Source organism: Rhodopseudomonas sp. BR0G17 (assembly GCF_010907025.1).
GTDB lineage: Bacteria > Pseudomonadota > Alphaproteobacteria > Rhizobiales > Xanthobacteraceae > Rhodopseudomonas > Rhodopseudomonas palustris_H.
Genome location: NZ_QUML01000021.1, coordinates 23,410 through 40,549 on the forward strand (window position 1 = coordinate 23,410; position 17,140 = coordinate 40,549).

Annotated in this window: 14 protein-coding genes; 13 read left to right on the forward strand and 1 reads right to left on the reverse strand. The window is 64.1% G+C overall.

The window, feature by feature from the left end:
• The first annotated feature begins 1 nt into the window (after window position 1).
• The 12 genes from DY467_RS16440 (at window position 2) to DY467_RS16500 (ending at window position 14,405) form a co-directional block, all read left to right on the forward strand.
• Window positions 2–1,267, forward strand: a complete 1,266-nt coding sequence (locus DY467_RS16440; protein WP_164637526.1) for an MFS transporter — start codon at window positions 2–4, stop codon at window positions 1,265–1,267.
• Window positions 1,268–1,574: 307 nt separating this feature from the next.
• Entirely contained in the window at window positions 1,575–2,420 is an 846-nt protein-coding gene (locus DY467_RS16445; protein ID WP_164637528.1) for an outer membrane protein, read from the forward strand.
• A gap of 146 nt (window positions 2,421–2,566) precedes the next feature.
• Window positions 2,567–3,358 carry an outer membrane protein gene (locus DY467_RS16450; RefSeq protein WP_164637529.1) on the forward strand — a complete coding sequence of 264 codons (792 nt, stop codon included), beginning with the start codon at window positions 2,567–2,569 and terminating at the stop codon, window positions 3,356–3,358.
• A 63-nt stretch (window positions 3,359–3,421) separates the two neighbouring features.
• Window positions 3,422–4,015 (forward strand): glutathione S-transferase family protein, encoded by a 594-nt coding sequence (locus DY467_RS16455; RefSeq protein WP_164637530.1) that lies wholly within the window; start codon window positions 3,422–3,424, stop codon window positions 4,013–4,015.
• A 13-nt stretch (window positions 4,016–4,028) separates the two neighbouring features.
• Window positions 4,029–4,499, forward strand: coding sequence for a GNAT family N-acetyltransferase (locus DY467_RS16460; protein WP_164637531.1), 471 nt, complete (start codon window positions 4,029–4,031; stop codon window positions 4,497–4,499).
• 185 nt (window positions 4,500–4,684) lie between these two features.
• The gene (locus DY467_RS16465; RefSeq protein ID WP_164637532.1) at window positions 4,685–5,209 is read left to right on the forward strand and encodes a PAS domain-containing protein; all 525 of its coding nucleotides are present in this window, start codon (window positions 4,685–4,687) and stop codon (window positions 5,207–5,209) included.
• Window positions 5,184–6,488: a methyl-accepting chemotaxis protein gene (locus DY467_RS16470; protein ID WP_164637533.1), complete on the forward strand. Its 1,305-nt coding sequence runs from the start codon at window positions 5,184–5,186 to the stop codon at window positions 6,486–6,488. The genes DY467_RS16465 and DY467_RS16470 overlap by 26 nt, the downstream gene beginning before the upstream one ends.
• A 742-nt stretch (window positions 6,489–7,230) precedes the next feature.
• Entirely contained in the window at window positions 7,231–8,403 is a 1,173-nt protein-coding gene (locus DY467_RS16480) for a phosphoserine transaminase (RefSeq protein ID WP_107345892.1), read from the forward strand.
• 169 nt (window positions 8,404–8,572) lie between these two features.
• Complete coding sequence (serA, locus tag DY467_RS16485; RefSeq protein ID WP_164637535.1) at window positions 8,573–10,162, forward strand: phosphoglycerate dehydrogenase; 1,590 nt, start codon at window positions 8,573–8,575, stop codon at window positions 10,160–10,162.
• Window positions 10,163–10,408: 246 nt separating this feature from the next.
• On the forward strand, window positions 10,409–12,094 hold the full coding sequence (locus DY467_RS16490; protein ID WP_164573374.1) for a methyl-accepting chemotaxis protein: 1,686 nt from the start codon (window positions 10,409–10,411) through the stop codon (window positions 12,092–12,094).
• A gap of 204 nt (window positions 12,095–12,298) precedes the next feature.
• Window positions 12,299–13,984, forward strand: coding sequence for a methyl-accepting chemotaxis protein (locus DY467_RS16495; protein ID WP_164637536.1), 1,686 nt, complete (start codon window positions 12,299–12,301; stop codon window positions 13,982–13,984).
• 82 nt (window positions 13,985–14,066) lie between these two features.
• On the forward strand, window positions 14,067–14,405 hold the full coding sequence (locus tag DY467_RS16500) for a hypothetical protein (protein WP_164637537.1): 339 nt from the start codon (window positions 14,067–14,069) through the stop codon (window positions 14,403–14,405).
• Between the two features lie 189 nt (window positions 14,406–14,594).
• On the opposite strand, the gene DY467_RS16505 is transcribed toward DY467_RS16500, so the two are convergent.
• Window positions 14,595–15,950 (reverse strand): esterase-like activity of phytase family protein, encoded by a 1,356-nt coding sequence (locus DY467_RS16505; RefSeq protein WP_164637538.1) that lies wholly within the window; start codon window positions 15,948–15,950, stop codon window positions 14,595–14,597.
• A 180-nt stretch (window positions 15,951–16,130) separates the two neighbouring features.
• Between DY467_RS16505 and mbfA the strand changes: the two genes are divergently transcribed.
• The gene (gene mbfA / locus DY467_RS16510) at window positions 16,131–17,102 is read left to right on the forward strand and encodes an iron exporter MbfA (protein ID WP_107345886.1); all 972 of its coding nucleotides are present in this window, start codon (window positions 16,131–16,133) and stop codon (window positions 17,100–17,102) included.
• Window positions 17,103–17,140 lie beyond the last annotated feature (38 nt).

Consider the following 17,140-nt stretch of genomic DNA (forward strand, 5'->3'; position numbering starts at 1 on the left):
CGTGAACAAGCCTGTCACCGTCGATGCGGATATCGCTGCTCCGGTCAATCCGGCCGAGTTGCCGCTACCCGAACTCACCAAGCCGGCGGCGCCCGCCGCGGCCGGGCCGGCCTATATCGTGCTCGGCGGCATCAGCTTCTCGCATTTCCTCAACGACACGATGCAGTCGCTGATCCCGTCGGTGTATCCGATCCTGAAGGCGAACTACGCGCTCGATTTCGGCCAGATCGGCATGATCACGCTGGCGTTCCAGTTCACCGCCTCGCTGCTGCAGCCGGTGGTCGGGCACATCACCGACAAGAAGGCGCAACCGTTCTCGCTGGCGATCGGCATGGGCTCGACCTTCCTGGGGCTGCTGCTGCTCAGCGTCGCGCATTCCTATGCGGTGATCCTGATCGCCGCGGCGATGATCGGGCTCGGCTCGGCGGTGTTCCACCCCGAGTCGGCGCGGATCGCGCGGCTCGCCTCGGGCGGTCGCCACGGCATGGCACAATCGGTGTTTCAGGTCGGCGGCAATGCCGGCACCGCGCTCGGGCCGGTGCTGGCGGCGCTGATCGTGGTGCCGTTCGGCCAGCCGTCGATCGCCTGGTTCTCCTCGATCGCGTTCCTCGCCATCATCGTGCTGTGGCGGATCGGCGTCTGGTACAAGCCGCAGGTCGCCGGCAAGAAGAAGATGGTGGTGCAGCCGCATCCGCACGCGCCGAGCCGGCGCCGGGTGATGGTTGCGCTGGTCGTGCTGGTGGCGCTGCTGTTCTCCAAGCAACTGTATCTGTCGAGCCTGTCGAGTTACTACACGTTCTATTTGATCGAGAAGTTCCGCGTCTCGACCCAGACCGCGCAGATCTTCCTGTTTATCTTCCTGGCTGCCACCGCGGCCGGGGTGTTCTTCGGCGGCCCGCTCGGCGACCGGTTCGGCCGCCGCTACGTGATCTGGTTCTCGATCCTCGGCATCCTGCCATTCACCTTGGCGCTGCCCTATGCCGGGCTCACCGCCAGCGCGGTGCTGACGGTGTTCATCGGCTTCATCCTGGCGTCGGCGACGCCGGCGATCATCGTGTTCGCCCAGGAGTTGATGCCGCATCGCTTCGGCATGATCTCGGGGATCTTCTTCGGCTTCGCCTTCGGCATCGGCGGCCTCGGCGCGGCGGCACTCGGCCAGCTCGCCGATCATCGCGGCATCGATTTTGTCTATCAGGTCTGCTCGTTCCTGCCGGCGCTCGGCCTGCTCGCGGTGCTGCTGCCGAAGATGCCGCGCCACGCTCACTAGCGCAGCGTTGGGGCGGGCGTCGCCCTGATCCTCTCAAATCGCGGCTCCGGTTCCGATGGAACTGGAGCGTTTTTGTTCGTGCGCCGGCCAGCCCGGATCGCGTTCGTCAGTAATGATTTGTTAGTCATTGCGGCGCCGGCGCGGCTGGCGTTTGGAGTTGTTACCAGCGCAAAAAGTTACGACACCAAATATCAACCTTAAAAATTAGGGTTAAGTCACGCTTAAGGAATTGCTGGCATCGTTCCGTCTCATAGGTTTCCGGGTGTGGGGCCTTCGTAATTGATCATTGGACCAAAGGACGAAGCCAATGCGTAGCGTGAAGATGTTGATGGCCGCCGGAGCGGCTTCGCTGGTTGCCTCGGCCGCGATCGCGGCCGATATGCCGATTGCCCCGCCGCCCGCCTATGCGCCGCCCCCGGTTGAAGATTTCGGTGGTTGGTACCTGCGCGGCGATATCGGATTCAGCAACCAGCAGGTCAAGGATCTCCGCTACGGGCGTGAATCGGCGTACTCGCAGCTCACGTCGTTCGACCAGCAGACCTCGTTCGACTCGGCCGGCATCTACGGTCTCGGCGTCGGCTATCAGTTCAATCCGTGGCTGCGCGCGGATTTGATCGGCCAGTACCGTGGCAATTCGAACTTCAAGGGCACCGACCGCTTCACCGGCACCTCCAGCGGCGCGCCCTACAGCGCCATCGACAATTATGGCGCCTCCAAGTCCGAATGGCTGGTGATGGCGAACGCCTATGTCGATCTCGGCACCTGGTGGTGTATCACCCCGTTCGTCGGCGCCGGCGTCGGCGCCGCGCGGGTGACGATGGCGAACTTCACCGACACCGGCGTTAACACCATCCCGGGCTCGACCACGAGCTTCGCCAGCGCACCGACGGCGTCGAAGTGGAACTTGGCCTGGGCGGTGCACACCGGTCTCGCCTACAAGGTCAATCCCAACCTGACGCTCGAACTGGCGTACAGCTATCTCAATCTGGGTGATGGCTACACCGGTTCTCTGTCGACTTACGACGGCCAAACCAGCAACAACAGCTTCAAGTTCAAGGATATCACCTCGCACGACGTGAAGCTCGGTGTGCGTTGGAATCTCGATGCGGGCCCGGTCTACGCCGCGCCGCCGCCCTTGATGCGCAAGGGCTGATCGTCGCCCTTCATCGTTTACAAGTATTAACGGCGCGGGAGCTTCCCGCGCCGTTTTTCTATGTCGGATACCTCGGGTGACAACGAAGAATTAAGGTTAACAGCCGATGATTGCGGTTGTGGAAAGGTTCGTCGAGGAGTGTAGCGATGCGTAGAGTTGTGGTGGCTGCGGCAGTCGGCGTGATGGCTCAGACAGCGTATGCGGCCGACATGCCGGACTACGGTCCACTCCGCGGCGCGCTGGTGGAAACCCCCCGTGTGATCAACTGGGAAGGCTTCTACGTCGGCGCTCAGGGTGGTTACGGCACCTCCGATATGAATTTCACCAACGCAACGAATGACATCGCCTCGAACTTGCTGGCCAACACCGTTGTCGAAAGCCAGATGGCAGTGTCGTCTTGGCCCGTGCTGGGGAAGACGTCCTCGCACGGTCAAGGTTGGGGCGCTTTCGTTGGCTACAATTCCCAATGGGACGATGTCGTGCTCGGCGTCGAAGCCAATTACATGCACGGCAGCTTCGGCGGTTCCGCCATCGGATCGATGGGGCGTCGGATCAACTACAACAATGTCGTCTATGATGCGACTTATACCAGTGCTGCGGCTATAACAGTGAATGACGTCGGCTCAGCCCGACTACGCGCTGGCTATGCGTTCGGCAGCTTCCTCCCCTATGCGTTTATCGGTGGCTCGCTTGGGCAAGCCGATATTGTCCGCACCGCGACCATTACGGGCTCTGAGGGTGGACGTACGGTTACGCCACTGTCGGCGACCCAAGTCCAGAACGGGCATTTTATCTACGGCTACGCTGGTGGCCTCGGCATGGACATGATGATCTATCGCGGTCTGTTCCTGCGCGCCGAGTGGGAGTATCTCAAGTTTGCCGCGCCGGTCGACACTAGCGTTTCGACGGTACGCGCCGGCCTTGGATACAAGTTCTAATTCTGCGATGGCTGACGCGCTCAATGCGCTCGGTCCGTGTCTCAAGGTGCGGCGTATCCAGGGATGAAGATCTACGGCGACCTCAACTCTGGCAACTGCCTGAAGGTGAAGTGGACCTGTGACCGGTTGGGTCTGCCTTATGAGTGGATCGCGATCGACACGATGAAGGGCGAGACCCGGACGCCGGCGTTCCTGGCGCTGAACCCGGCCGGGCAGGTGCCGGTGGTGGCGTTCGACGATGGCCGCTCGCTGGCGCAATCCAACGCCGTCATCCGCTATCTCGCTCGTGGCAGCGACCTGATCCCCGCCGATCCGTGGCTCGAGGCCAAGATGGACGAGTGGCTGTTCTGGGAGCAGTACAGCCACGAGCCCTATATCGCGGTGTGCCGCTTCCAGATGGTCTATCTCGGCAAGCCGGCCAGTGAGCTCGATCCGGACAAGGTTCGCCGCGGCCACGCCGCGTTGGCGCGGATGGAGCAGCATCTGGCGGATAACGAGTTTCTTGCCGGCGAGAGGCTGTCGCTCGCCGATGTGGCGTTGCTGGCCTACACCCGGATGGCCGAGCAGGGCGGTTTCGCGCTGAAGGACTATCCGGCCGTTCGGGCCTGGATTGCCCGTGCCGAAGCCGGCCTCGGCCTGCCGGCCTTCAGTCCGTGAGTTGAGTTGCCAGATGAGCGTCGACTCCACCGTCAGAATTCGTCCTGCGCGCCGGGACGATGTGTTCGCGATTGTGGTGATGCTGGCGGACGATCATCTCGGTGCCGGTCGCGAGAAGCTCGAAGACCCTCTGCCGGAGTCGTATTACGCCGCGTTCGACGCCCTGGAGCACTCGCCGCATATTCAGATGGTGGTGGCTGAGGATCACGACGGCCGTGTCGTCGGCTGTCTGCAGCTTGCGGTGCTGCCGGGTCTCAGTTCGCAGGGCGCGTCGCGCGGGATCATCGAAGACGTGCGTGTCGCCACCGATTGCCGGAGCCGTGGCATTGGCGAAGGGATGGTGCGCTGGGCGATTGATGAAGCGCGCCGCCAGGGCTGCAAACTCGTCGAATTGTTTACGCATCAGAGCCGTGTCGATGCACAGCGGTTCTACGTCCGCCTTGGATTTCAGCCGTCGCATGTCGGCATGACGATGCGGTTTTGAATCGATTACTCCCCAGGCTTGTCATAACCCGGTATTGCTACTGAGTGGCAGTTTAACGGCGGGGTAACGGGCTCAATAAGATTCTACTCCGTATAAGAAGTGCAATTTCTCGGGGAGGAAGCCGGCCTGAGACCTGTCAGTTCAGGTTCCATCTTCAGGTTTCCATGATCAGGAGTGCACGACCGATGGCTCGGCCGCAGGTGAAGCCGACGGGCATCGAATGCCCGTTCGACGAAGATGAGTTGATCGTCTCCAAGACTGATATCAAAGGGCACATTACCTACGCCAACGATGTCTTCGTTCGTCTGGCGAAATTTCCGCGTTCGGAAGTGATCGGCGCGCCGCATTCGCTGGTGCGACACCCGGACATGCCGCGGTCGATCTTCAAGCTGCTGTGGGACACCATCCAGGCCAAGAAAGAGATCTTCGCCTATGTGGTGAACATGGCGAGCGACGGCGATCATTACTGGGTGTTTGCCCATGTCACGCCGACGCTCGACGCCAACCGCAACGTCACCGGTTTCCACTCCAACCGGCGCAAGCCCGATCGCGATCAGGTCAGCCGGATCGAGGCGCTGTATCGGCAATTGCGCGACGAGGAGAATCGGCATCGCAACGCCAAGGACGGAATGCTGGCGGGCTACGCGTTGCTGATGAGCATGATCAAGGATCGGGGCGTCGAGTATGATGAGTTTGTCTTCTCTGTCTAAGGCGATGATCGCCGTCGCCGGTGCCGCCGTGGTCATGCTCGGCTTAGCCGCGGCGCGTATCCTGATCGGACCGCTCGGCTCGGTCGTGGAGATCGTCGGGTTGCTGCTCGGTCTCGGCTCGATCGGTGTCGCGGCGTGGCTGCTGCAGGGGGCCGCAGGCGCCGTCGGCGAGATTGCGGCGGTGGCCGAAAGTGCGGCGCATGGCGATCTCGAAGCGCGGGTGCAAGGACGTCGGGATGGCGGCGACATCGGCAAGGCGCAGGCCGGCGTCAACAACATGCTCGACATCGTCGACGCCTTCGTCCGCGAGGCCTCGGCCTCGATGGATTACGTCAGCCAGGGCAAGACCTTCCGCAAGGTGCTGACGCGCGGACTGCCCGGATCGTTCAAGGTGGCGTCGACCACGATCAACAACGCCACCGGCGTGATGGATCGCCGGGTGCGCGACGTTGCCAAGGAGGCGCAGTGCTTCGCGGCCGGCATGGACAATGTCGCCAGCAGGCTGGTGACGGCGTCGACCGGCCTGAAGGGCGATGCCGGCGCGATGGCCAATGCGGCCGAAGAGACCAGCCGCCAGTCGGTGAGTGTTGCTTCCGGCGCCGAGCAAGCCTCCGCCAACGTCCAGACGGTCGCCAGCGCGGCGGAGGAACTCACCGCTTCGATCGCCGAGATCTCGCGGCAGATCCAGCACTCGACCACCAGCACCCATCAGGCGGTCGATGAGGCCGCGCAGACCACTGACAAGATCCGGCAACTGGCCGATGCGGCGCAGCGGATCGGCGACGTCGTCAAGCTGATCAACGCAGTCGCGGCGCAGACCAACCTGCTCGCGCTCAACGCCACGATCGAAGCGGCGCGCGCCGGCGAGTCCGGCCGAGGCTTCGCCGTCGTGGCTGCCGAGGTGAAGGCGCTTGCCAGCCAGACCGCCAAGGCGACCGAGGAGATCACCGCGCGGATCGGCGAGATGCAGTCGATCACGGAGGAGTCCGTGGGCGCCGTCGAGGCGATCAGTCGCCGGATCAGCGAGATCAACGAGGTGAGTACGTCGATCGCGTCGGCGGTCGAGGAGCAGGGCGCCGCGACGCGCGAGATCGCCAGCAACGTGCAACAGGCTTCGGCCGGCACCGCGCTGGTGTCGTCGAACGTCGTTGGTATCAGCCACGCCGCCGACGATGCCGGCAAGATCGCGGTACGGGTCAACGGCGTCTCGGGCGAGATCGCCGGTCAGGTCGACCGGCTACGGAACGAAGTGCAGCGCTTCATCTCGCAGGTCGCCTGATCGCGTTCGGCTGTTCCTGCACCTTCGCCCTAACTCGTGTGTGATGGCGCGGAACGACATTGCGCCGGCCTCCGTTCTCCCCTCACAGCAAAGGGAGAACGTCATGCGATCCAAGAGTGGTTTGACCAAGAGTGGTGTGATCATCGCGGCCGTGCTGTTGGCGGCCTCAGGTGCATCGGCCCAAACCGGTGGGACAGGCGGCGGCAGCGGAGCCGGCGGCACCGCAGGCGGTGCGGCTTCGCCGGGCGGCATCAGTGCGCCGAGCTCAGTGCCGCAGAATTCCGGCAGTGGGGGGATTTCGTCGGCGCCGGGCGGATCAAGTACTTCGGCGACTGGAACCGGAATGTCGGGTACGACGACCGGATCGAACCTCAATTCGGGAACTAATCAACCGGGCGTTCCCAACACCTCGACGCCTGGCAGTATCGGCGCCGGCGCGTCGCCGAGTGGTGTGCCAGGTGATTCCACCAGTAACCCCGGCCATCCCGGGCAGGTCGGCAAGTAGCAGGTCGGTCTGAACTCACTCGTTTGCAGCGCGCGTCGGCCGTTCCAGCCGGCGCGCGTTGTGCGTTCTTGCTCGTCATGGTCTGGTCGTATTTCGTCCCCGGCGCCGGCTTTCGAAAGTCTAAGCTGTCCGTGATCTCCCGGATGGCGAAGTTCCTTGACTTTCGAGGCCAAAGGACTATCCCCAGCAGCGGGAAACCTCTCCCCACCGAGAGGCAGCTATCTGGAAGGATAGACTATGACTGTAGCGAAGCCCGCTTCGCGGCCCAATGCGCCGCAATTCTCCTCCGGCCCCTGCGCGAAGCGCCCCGGCTGGTCCCCCGAAAATCTCAAGGACGCCCCGCTCGGCCGCTCGCATCGCGCGAAGGTGGGCAAGGCCAAGCTCAAGCTCGCGATCGACCTGACCCGCGACGTGCTCGAGGTCCCCGCTGACTACAAGATCGGCATCGTTCCGGCCTCCGACACCGGCGCCGTCGAAATGGCGCTGTGGTCGCTGCTCGGGCCGCGCCCGGTCACCACGCTGGCCTGGGAATCGTTCGGCGACGGCTGGGTCGGCGATATCACCAAGGAGCTGAAGCTCCCCAACGTCACCAAGCTCAAGGCTGGTTACGGCGAAATTCCCGACCTCACCAAGGTCGATTGCAACACCGACGTCGTCTTCACCTGGAACGGCACCACCTCCGGCGTCCGCGTTCCGAACGCCGACTGGATCAAGGCCGACCGTGAAGGCCTGACCATCTGCGACGCCACCTCGGCCGCCTTCGCGCAGCCGCTGGATTGGGCCAAGCTCGATGTCGTCACCTTCTCCTGGCAGAAGGCGCTCGGCGGCGAAGCCGCGCACGGCATGCTGATCCTCTCGCCGCGCGCTGTGGCTCGTCTCGAGAGCTACACGCCGACCTGGCCGATGCCGAAAATCTTCCGCCTCACCAAGGGCGGCAAGCTGATCGAGGGTATCTTCCAGGGTGAGACCATCAACACCCCGTCGATGCTGTGCGTCGAGGACTACATCGACGCGCTGCAGTGGGCGAAGTCGGTCGGCGGCCTCAAGGGCCTGATCGCCCGCGCTGACGCCAACACCAAGGTGCTGACCGACTGGCAGGCGAAGACCCCCTGGGTCGACTTCCTCGCCAAGGATCCGGCGATCCGCTCCAACACCTCGGTTTGCCTCAAGGTGGTCGATCCCGCCATCACCGCGCTGTCTCCGGAAGCCCAGGCGGACTTTGCGAAGAAGCTGGTCGCGGCGGTCGAAAAGGAAGGCGCGGGCTTCGATCTCGGCGCCTATCGTGATGCCCCTCCCGGCCTGCGGATCTGGTGCGGCGCGACGGTTGAAACCGCCGATGTGCAGGCCCTGACGCAGTGGCTTGACTGGGCATTCGAGACCACCAAGGCCTCGCTGACTCAGGCGGCTTGATTAGTCACCCTCCCCTAGAGGGGGAGGGTCGACGCACCGTAGGTGCGGCGGGGTGGGGTGACAGACTCTCCCCGCCCTCGGACTCCAATTTCCATTCTCGACGCTTTCACCCCACCCCGGCGCTGCGCGCCGACCCTCCCCCTCAAGGGGAGGGTGTAGGAGAAATCCCATGACCGCTCCCAAAGTCCTCATTTCCGACGCGCTGTCGGAAGCCGCCGTGCAGATCTTCAAGGATCGCGGCATCGACGTCGATTTCCAGCCGGCGCTGGGCAAAGACAAAGACAAGCTCGCCGAGATCATCGGCAACTATGACGGCCTCGCCATCCGCTCCGCCACCAAGGCGACCGCGAAGATCCTCGAGAAGGCCGCCAAGCTCAAGGTGATCGGCCGCGCCGGCATCGGCGTCGACAACGTCGAGATTCCCGCGGCGACCGCCAAGGGCATCATCGTGATGAACACCCCGTTCGGCAATTCGATCACCACCGCCGAGCACGCCATCACCATGATGCTGTCGCTGGCCCGCGAGATCCCCGCCGCCGACGCCTCGACCCAGGCCGGCAAGTGGGAGAAGAACCGCTTCATGGGCGTCGAAATCACCGCCAAGACGCTCGGCGTGATCGGCTGCGGCAACATCGGCTCGATCGTCGCCGACCGCGCCCTCGGCCTGAAGATGAAGGTAATCGCGTTCGATCCGTTCCTGTCGCCGGAGCGCGCCAAGGATCTGGGCGTCGAGAAGGTCGAGCTCGAAGACATCTTCAAGCGCGCCGACTTCATCACCCTGCACACCCCGCTGACCGAGAAGACCAAGAACATCATCGACGCGGCCGCGATCGCCAAGATGAAGAAGGGCGTCCGCATCATCAACTGCGCCCGCGGCGGTCTGGTCGACGAAGCCGCGCTGGCCGAAGCGCTGAAGTCCAAGCATGTCGCCGGCGCGGCGTTCGACGTGTTCTCCGAAGAGCCGGCGACCACCAACGTGCTGTTCGGCCTGCCCAACGTGATCTGCACCCCGCATCTCGGCGCGTCGACCACCGAAGCGCAGGAGAACGTCGCGCTGCAGGTCGCCGAGCAGATGAGCGACTACCTGCTGACCGGCGCGATCACCAACGCGATCAACTTCCCGTCGATCACCGCGGAAGAAGCCCCGAAGCTGAAGCCGTTCATCGAACTCGCCGAAAAGCTCGGCTCGTTCGCCGGCCAGCTTACCGACACCGGCATCACCAAGGTCACCATCACCTATGAGGGTGAAGTGGCCGAGATGAAGATCAAGGCGCTGACCTCGGCGGTGCTGTCGGGTCTGCTGCGTCCGATGCTGGGCGACATCAACGTCGTTTCGGCGCCGGTGATCGCCAAGGAGCGCGGCATGGTGGTGGACGAAGTCGTCCGCGCCGCCGAGAGCGACTATGAGAGCCTGATCACCCTGACGGTGACCACCGAGAAGCAGGAGCGTTCGGTGTCCGGCACGGTCTATGCCGACGGCAAGCCGCGCCTGGTCGACATCAAGGGCATCCGCGTCGACGCCGAGTTCGGCGCCTCGATGATCTACGTCACCAACGAGGACAAGCCGGGCTTCATCGGCAAGTTCGCCAGCCTGCTCGGCGACGCCAAGGTCAACATCGCGACCTTCAACCTCGGCCGTCACACCGAAGGCGGCGACGCCATCGCGCTGGTGACGATCGATGGCCAGGCTCCGGCCGACGTGCTGGAGAAGGTGCAGGCGCTGCCGCAGGTCAAGCAGGTCAAGGCCCTGACGTTCTGATCGAAAGGCCGGATCGCACCGCTGCGGAGCAGCTCAGCCCCGCAGCGTTTGATCCCAAGCACGACGACATCAAGCCCTCTCCCCGGTACCGGGGGGAGGGCTTTCGTTTGCACGCTCCGCGCGAAATGGACGGAAGGTTCGCAAAATGGACGATTGAGTGCGCTGCAGTAACTGTCCGGGAAGAATTCCCGCGTAGTTGTACGAGGCGCAAAATTCTCGCGCCGCGTTGCACCTCGGGAGAAGTCCGTGAAGTTCAGTAATCTTCGAATTACTCCGAAGCTGGGCCTGCTGGTCGCAGGTACCCTGATCGGCTTGTGCGTGGCCGGCATTCTCGCCGGTGTGATGATGCAGCGTGAGATGCTCAACGCGCGGTTTGAGCAGGCCAAGGCCATCACCGAGATGGGGCGCAATCTCGCGATCGGCCTGCAGAAGAAGGTCGAGGCCGGTGAGCTCACCAAGGAGCAGGCGATCGCGCAATTTGCCCGCGATGCGGCGCTGCTGACCTACGACAACGGCCAGGGCTATCTGTTCGCCTACACCATGGACGGCGTCACCATCGCCACCCCCGACAAGAAGGCGGTCGGCACCAACCGGATGAACACGCCGACCGGCGACCGCTATCTGGTGCGCGAGCTGCGCGACGGCGTCGCCGCCAAGGGCGACGTCACCCTGTATTACGATTTCCGCCGGCCCGGGACCGAGGAGAACATCCGCAAGATGTCCTACGGCCTGGCGATTCCCGGCTGGGACATGTTCGTCGGCACCGGCGCCTATCTCGACGATCTCGACGCCAAGCTGAAGCCGATCTTCTGGACGCTGGGGGGCGCAATCTTTGCGATCGCGATCGCTGCCGGCCTGTTCGCGGTGCTGATCGCCCGCGGCATTACCCGTCCGCTCGCCAAGCTCGGCGCCCGGATGGATTCGCTGGCGCATGGCGAGCTGGAGCAGCCGATCCCCGGCATCGAACGCGGCGACGAGGTCGGCGAGATGGCCAAGACCGTGCAGGTGTTCAAGGACAATGCGCTGCGGATTCGCGACCTGGAGCGCGCCGAAGAAGCCGCCAAAGAGCACGCCGAAGCCGAGCGCCGCGCCGCCATGGAGCGGCTTGCCGACGAGTTCGAGCACAGCGTCAACGGCGTGGTGCAGTCGGTCGCCACCGCGACCTCCGGCATGCAGCAGACCGCGCAGTCGATGACCGCGACTGCGACCGACGCCAGCGCCCGCGCCGCGACGGTGTCGTCGGCCTCGGCCAATGCCTCCAACAACGTCAGCACGGTGGCATCCGCCGCCGAAGAGCTGTCGGCCTCGGTCACCGAGATCTCGCGCCAGGTCGAGCAGTCGCGTGAAATCGCCGGCAAGGCGGTCGACGACGCCGCCCTGACCAACCAGACCGTCAAGCTGCTGGCGACCGGCGCCGAGAAGATCGGCGAGGTGGTGCAACTGATCCACTCGATCGCCTCGCAGACCAATCTGCTCGCGCTCAACGCCACCATCGAAGCCGCCCGCGCCGGCGAATCCGGCCGCGGCTTTGCGGTGGTCGCCAGCGAAGTGAAGGCGCTGGCCAGCCAGACCGCCAAGGCGACCGAAGAAATCTCCGCGCAGGTCGCGGCGATGCAGTCCTCGACCAACGACGCGGTGCAGTCGATCGGCGGCATCACCGCGACGATTGCGCAGATGAGCGAGATCACCATGGCGATCTCGACTGCGGTCGAACAGCAGGGCGCGGCGACTCGCGAGATCGCCCGCAACATTCAGTCGGTAGCGGCGGGATCGACTGAGATCAGCATGCATATCGGCGGCGTCACCGAAGCCGCCAGCGCCACCGGCTCGGCCGCCGGGCAGGTGCTCGCCAATGCCCGTGAACTCGACGCCCAGTCCGGCGAACTTCGCCGCGCGGTCGATGACTTCCTCGGCAAGGTCCGAGCCGCCTGACTTCCCGCGAGCTTCGGCTCCCGCGATCACTTTTTGAGCCCCTGGCAGATCCGACGGTCTGCCAGGGGCTTCGTCTTTTCAGGGTGTTAGCAGGCGCGGAGCGCAACCCTCGGGTTCCTACGAGGGAACTATTAAACCGATTGGACACCCTGAGCTTGTAACGCTCCTCGCAGCTAGTCTCGAAATGCGTAGGAGCTAATCGCTGTGAAGTTCACCAATCTGCGGATCTCGCCGAAGCTGGGCATCCTGGTCGCCGTGGCAATGCTCGGTCTGGTGGCGTCCGGCCTGTTTGCGGCGTCGATGCTGCAACGTGAAATGAGCAACGAGCGGTTCGAGCAGACCAAGGCGCTGGTCGAAAGCGCGCTGAATATGGCGATGGGGCTGCAGAAGCAGGTCGCGGCCGGCAAGCTCACCAAGGAGCAGGCGATCGCCGAATTCCAGCAGCGCGCCCAGAGCATGACCTACGACGGCACTAACGGTTACTTCTTCGCCTACAAAATGGACGGCTCGGTCGTGGTGATGTCCGATCCGAAAATGATCGCCACCAACCGGCTCGACGTCGAGACCGGCGGCCGCAAGATCGTGCGCGAATTGCGCGACGGCGTTGCCGCAAAGGGCGACGTGACGCTGATCTATGAATTCATGAAGCCGGGCAGCACCGAGCTGCTCCGCAAAGTGTCTTATGCCGCCGTCATCCCCGGATGGGACATGTTCGTCGGCACCGGCGTGTACTTGCAGGACATCAACGCCAAGCTGAAGCCGCTTCTGACCTGGCTCGGCGTCGTCATCGTCGGCATCGGTGTGGTGTGTGCCCTGGTCGCGTGGCTGATCAGCCGCAGCATCACTCAGCCGCTCGGCGCGCTGGGTACCCGCATGACCTCGCTGGCCGAAGGCCAGCTCGACGCGCCGATCCCCGGCGTCGACCGCGGCGACGAAATCGGCGCGATGGCCAAGACCGTGCAGGTTTTCAAGGACAACGCGATCCGGATCCGCGGGCTCGAACAGCAGGAGCAGGAGGCGCAGCGCCGCGCCGCAGCCGAGCGCAGCGCGCTGATGCAGAGCATCGCCGACGATTTCGAACGTAGCGTCAACGGCGTGGTGCGGAGCGTGGCCGATGCCACGCGCTACATGCAGAACACCGCGCAGTCGATGACCTCGACCGCGGCCGATGCCTCGACGCGCGCGGCGGCGGTTGGTGCGGCGTCAGATTCGGCATCGGGTATGGTCGGCACCGTGGCGTCGGCCTCCGAGCAGCTCTCGAGCTCGGTGCAGGAAATTTCCCGTCAGGTCGATCAATCGCGCTCGGTGGCGAGCAAGGCGGTGAGCGACGCCGAGGAGACCAACGGGACGGTGATGCAGCTGTCGGTCAGCGCCGAGAAGATCGGCGAAGTCGTGCAGCTGATTCACTCGATCGCGTCGCAAACCAACCTGCTGGCGCTGAACGCCACGATCGAAGCGGCGCGCGCCGGCGAGTCCGGGCGCGGCTTTGCGGTGGTGGCGAGTGAAGTGAAGGCGCTGGCGAGCCAGACCGCCAAGGCGACCGAAGAAATCTCCGCGCAGGTCGCGGCGATGCAGTCCTCGACCGCAAGTGCGGTTCAGTCGATCGGCGGCATCACCGCGACAATCGGCGAGATCAACAAGATCACTGTGGCGATTGCGACGGCGGTCGAGCAGCAGGGGGCTGCAACGCAGGAAATCGCCCGCAACATTCAATCGGTTGCGGCCGGTTCGAGCGAAATCAGCGATCACATCGGCGGCGTCAGTTCCGCCGCCCAGGCGACCGGCGACGCGGCTTCAGAAGTACTTTCGCATGCCCGGGCGCTCGACAGCCAATCTGGTGCACTGCAATCGGCGGTCGACGACTTCCTCCGCAAGATTCGCGCCGCCTGATCGTGGTCGAGGCTTGAACCTTTTGGCCTCCAGTGGTGACAATTCTCTGCTGGGGGGATGCGTGAAGGACGAGAGACAACGCATGCCCATGATGTTGCAAGGCACCGTCGCTTTCGAACCTGAATTCGTCGGCAATCTGGCGTGGCTCACCCGCGCGCTGATCGCCCGCGACATCGATCCGGATGGCGTCATCATCGCCAAGGATCTGGCCGGCGCAGGCGCGATGCCACGCGCGGCAAGCCTGCGCTACGTCTACACGGTCTCGACCGGCGACACTGATTTCGTCGTGATCGAAACCAGCGACGCGCGGTTTCTCGAACAATTCCTCAATCGTCTCGAATCCGCCGACGACACGCCGACGGCTCTGCCGCCCAAAGGCATGTTCGCGCGCCTGACCCGCTGGATGTCACCGCCGGCGTGATGACAACGGGCGCGATCTTCGTGCGCCGAAGCAGCGCCTCCTGTCGCAACGTCATTCCGGGGCGCGCCGACAGGCGCGAACCCGGAATCTCGAGATGTTGAAGTAAAGCCGCAGAACCGCACCGCGAAGTTCCGGGTTCACGCGCTGATGCGCGTGCCCCGGAACGACGGCAGTGGTCGGCTGTGGCGCTTACTTCGCCTTCAGGAAGTCGGCGACTTCGAGCAGGATGAACTCGTTGTCGTCGGCCTTGTTCGGATCGCGGCTCGACGAGAACGGCAGGTTGTTGTCGTTGCCGACGATGATGTGGCGGTCGTCGACCTTGTCGACGTTCTCGATGGTGAAGAACGGGAACGCGAGCACGCCGTCGGTCAGCGGCTTCTTCGCCTTCTTGTTCGGATCGCGGATCTTCATCAGGTCGATGAAGCCGATCTTGTTCACCGGCTTGCCGGCGTTCGCATCGGTCAGCTCGATCTTGTAGACGCGCTTGAACTTGGCGAGATCGTTGAAGCAGTCGGTGCCGGTCTTGCCTTCGGGGCAGGCCTTGTCCTTGGTGCCTTCGCCGTTGTCACGCTCGATGACGAGGCCGTGGGTGGCGTCGATCATGTTGAAGTCGCCGATCGCGTTGCCGTTCTGCTCGAACACGTAATGCCAGGAGCGGCCGGTGAACTTCTTCTGCGCGACGTCGAATTCGAGGATGCGCGAGGCTTCCTTGCCGTCGACCTTTTCCCAGTCCTTCTTGTCGGCGTCCCACAGCGGACCTTCGAGCAGGCCGTACAGGAACTTGCCGTCCTTGGAGGCGGCGAAGCCTTCATAGCCCTTGGAGCGCTTGAGATTGACGCCGGTGTAGGTCGCGCCCGGCGCGCCGGGCGACTGCACCGACCAATGATCTGGCGACTTGATCGGTTTGCCGTCGGCCATGCTCTCATAGACGCCGATGATCTTGCCGGTCAGGTCGGCTTCGATGATGTAGGGGCCGAACTCGTCGCCGATCCAGAACCGGTCGCCGATGATCTGGAAGCCTTCGGTGTCGAAGTCCGCGCCGGTCAGATAGCGCTTGTCGGTGTCTTCGTGGACGATGCGGAACGGCACCTTCTTGTCCGGATCGTGCAGGAACACGGTCTGCTTGCGGTCGACCGTGCCGGTCGCCCAGTCGATCTTGTAGTTGTCGAGATACAGCATCGAGTCGGCGGAGTTGTAGCGCGAGCCGAAACCGTTGTCGGTCAGCACACAGAATGTGCCGTCCGGCATCGCCTTGATGCCGGAATGGCCCTGCAGCGGCTGGCCCTTGAACGGCACCGACACGCCGGTCGGACGGCCGTTGGACTTGCCCATCACGCTGCCCTGCGCCTCCACGCGCTGCCCGGTGGTGTACTTGCCCGAGGTTTTCAGATCGGCCGGCGCATCGGCCGGCGCGTCGACGAACGAGGCCGCCGGCAGCACCGCATGGCCGGCGAGGGTGGCGGGAAATTCGCCTTCGGATTGCGCCAGCGCGGCGGACGTCGCCAGCGCAAAGACCGCGACCGAACCGAGCAGTAGTTTTCGCATGAACAGCCTCCTGGAATGGAAAGCCGGTCTTGTGGCGGCGCTCGGTCACAGAGGCCTGACGGATCGATGAAGCGACGATGACGGGCCCTGCGACCAATTGGCCAACCACCGTCGAGGCCGGCTTTGACTCCCTCGGCCGGCGATCCTATTTAGAAGCGTTCTAAACTTGCGGGTGCTGAAATGAAGGCGTTTTCCGACCTCACCGAGCGTGAAATCCTGGCCGTCGCCATCTCGGGCGAGGAGGAAGACAGCCGGATCTATCTGGCGTTCGCCGAGGATCTGGCCGAGCGTTATCCCGATTCCGCGCGCGTCTTCACCGAGATGGCGCAGCAGGAGAAGGGCCATCGTCACATGCTGCTGCGGATGTACGAGCAGCGGTTCGGGCCGGACCTGCCGCCGATCCGCCGCGAGGACGTTAAAGGCTTCATCCGCCGCCGCCCGATCTGGCTCACCCGCAATCTGCCGCTCGACCGCATCCGTAAAGAAGCCGAGACGATGGAGTTCGAGGCGCAGCGCTTCTACGAGCGCGCCGCCGAACGGGCGACCGACGTCCACATCCGCAAGCTGCTGTCCGACCTCGCCGAGTTCGAGAAGCGCCACGAGCAGCGCGCCACCCAACTCACCGACAAGATCCTAACCCCCGATGCGCGCAGCGCCGAGGATCATGCGGCGCGGCGGATGTTCGTGCTGCAATACGTCCAGCCCGGTCTCGCTGGCCTGATGGACGGTTCGGTGTCGACCCTGGCGCCGCTGTTCGCTGCCGCCTTCGCGACCCATCAGAACTGGCAGACCTTCCTGGTTGGTCTGGCCGCCTCGATCGGCGCCGGCATCTCCATGGGCTTCGCCGAAGCGCTGTCCGACGACGGCTCGATGACCGGGCGCGGCTCGCCGTGGTTGCGCGGCGGCATCTGCGGACTAATGACCACGATCGGCGGTCTCGGTCACACGCTGCCGTATCTCGTCCCTGATAGTTGGGCCAACGCGTTCTGGATCGCGACCGGCATCGCCGCGCTGGTGGTGTTCGTCGAACTGTGGGTGATCGCTTACGTTCGCGCCAGATACATGGACACGCCGTTCCTGCACGCGGTGTTCCAGATCGTGCTGGGCGGCGTCATCGTGCTCGGTGTCGGCATCCTGATCGGCGGTGCTTAGTCGCGGTGCTACACGCGGCGTTAGACCTAAGTCTTAGT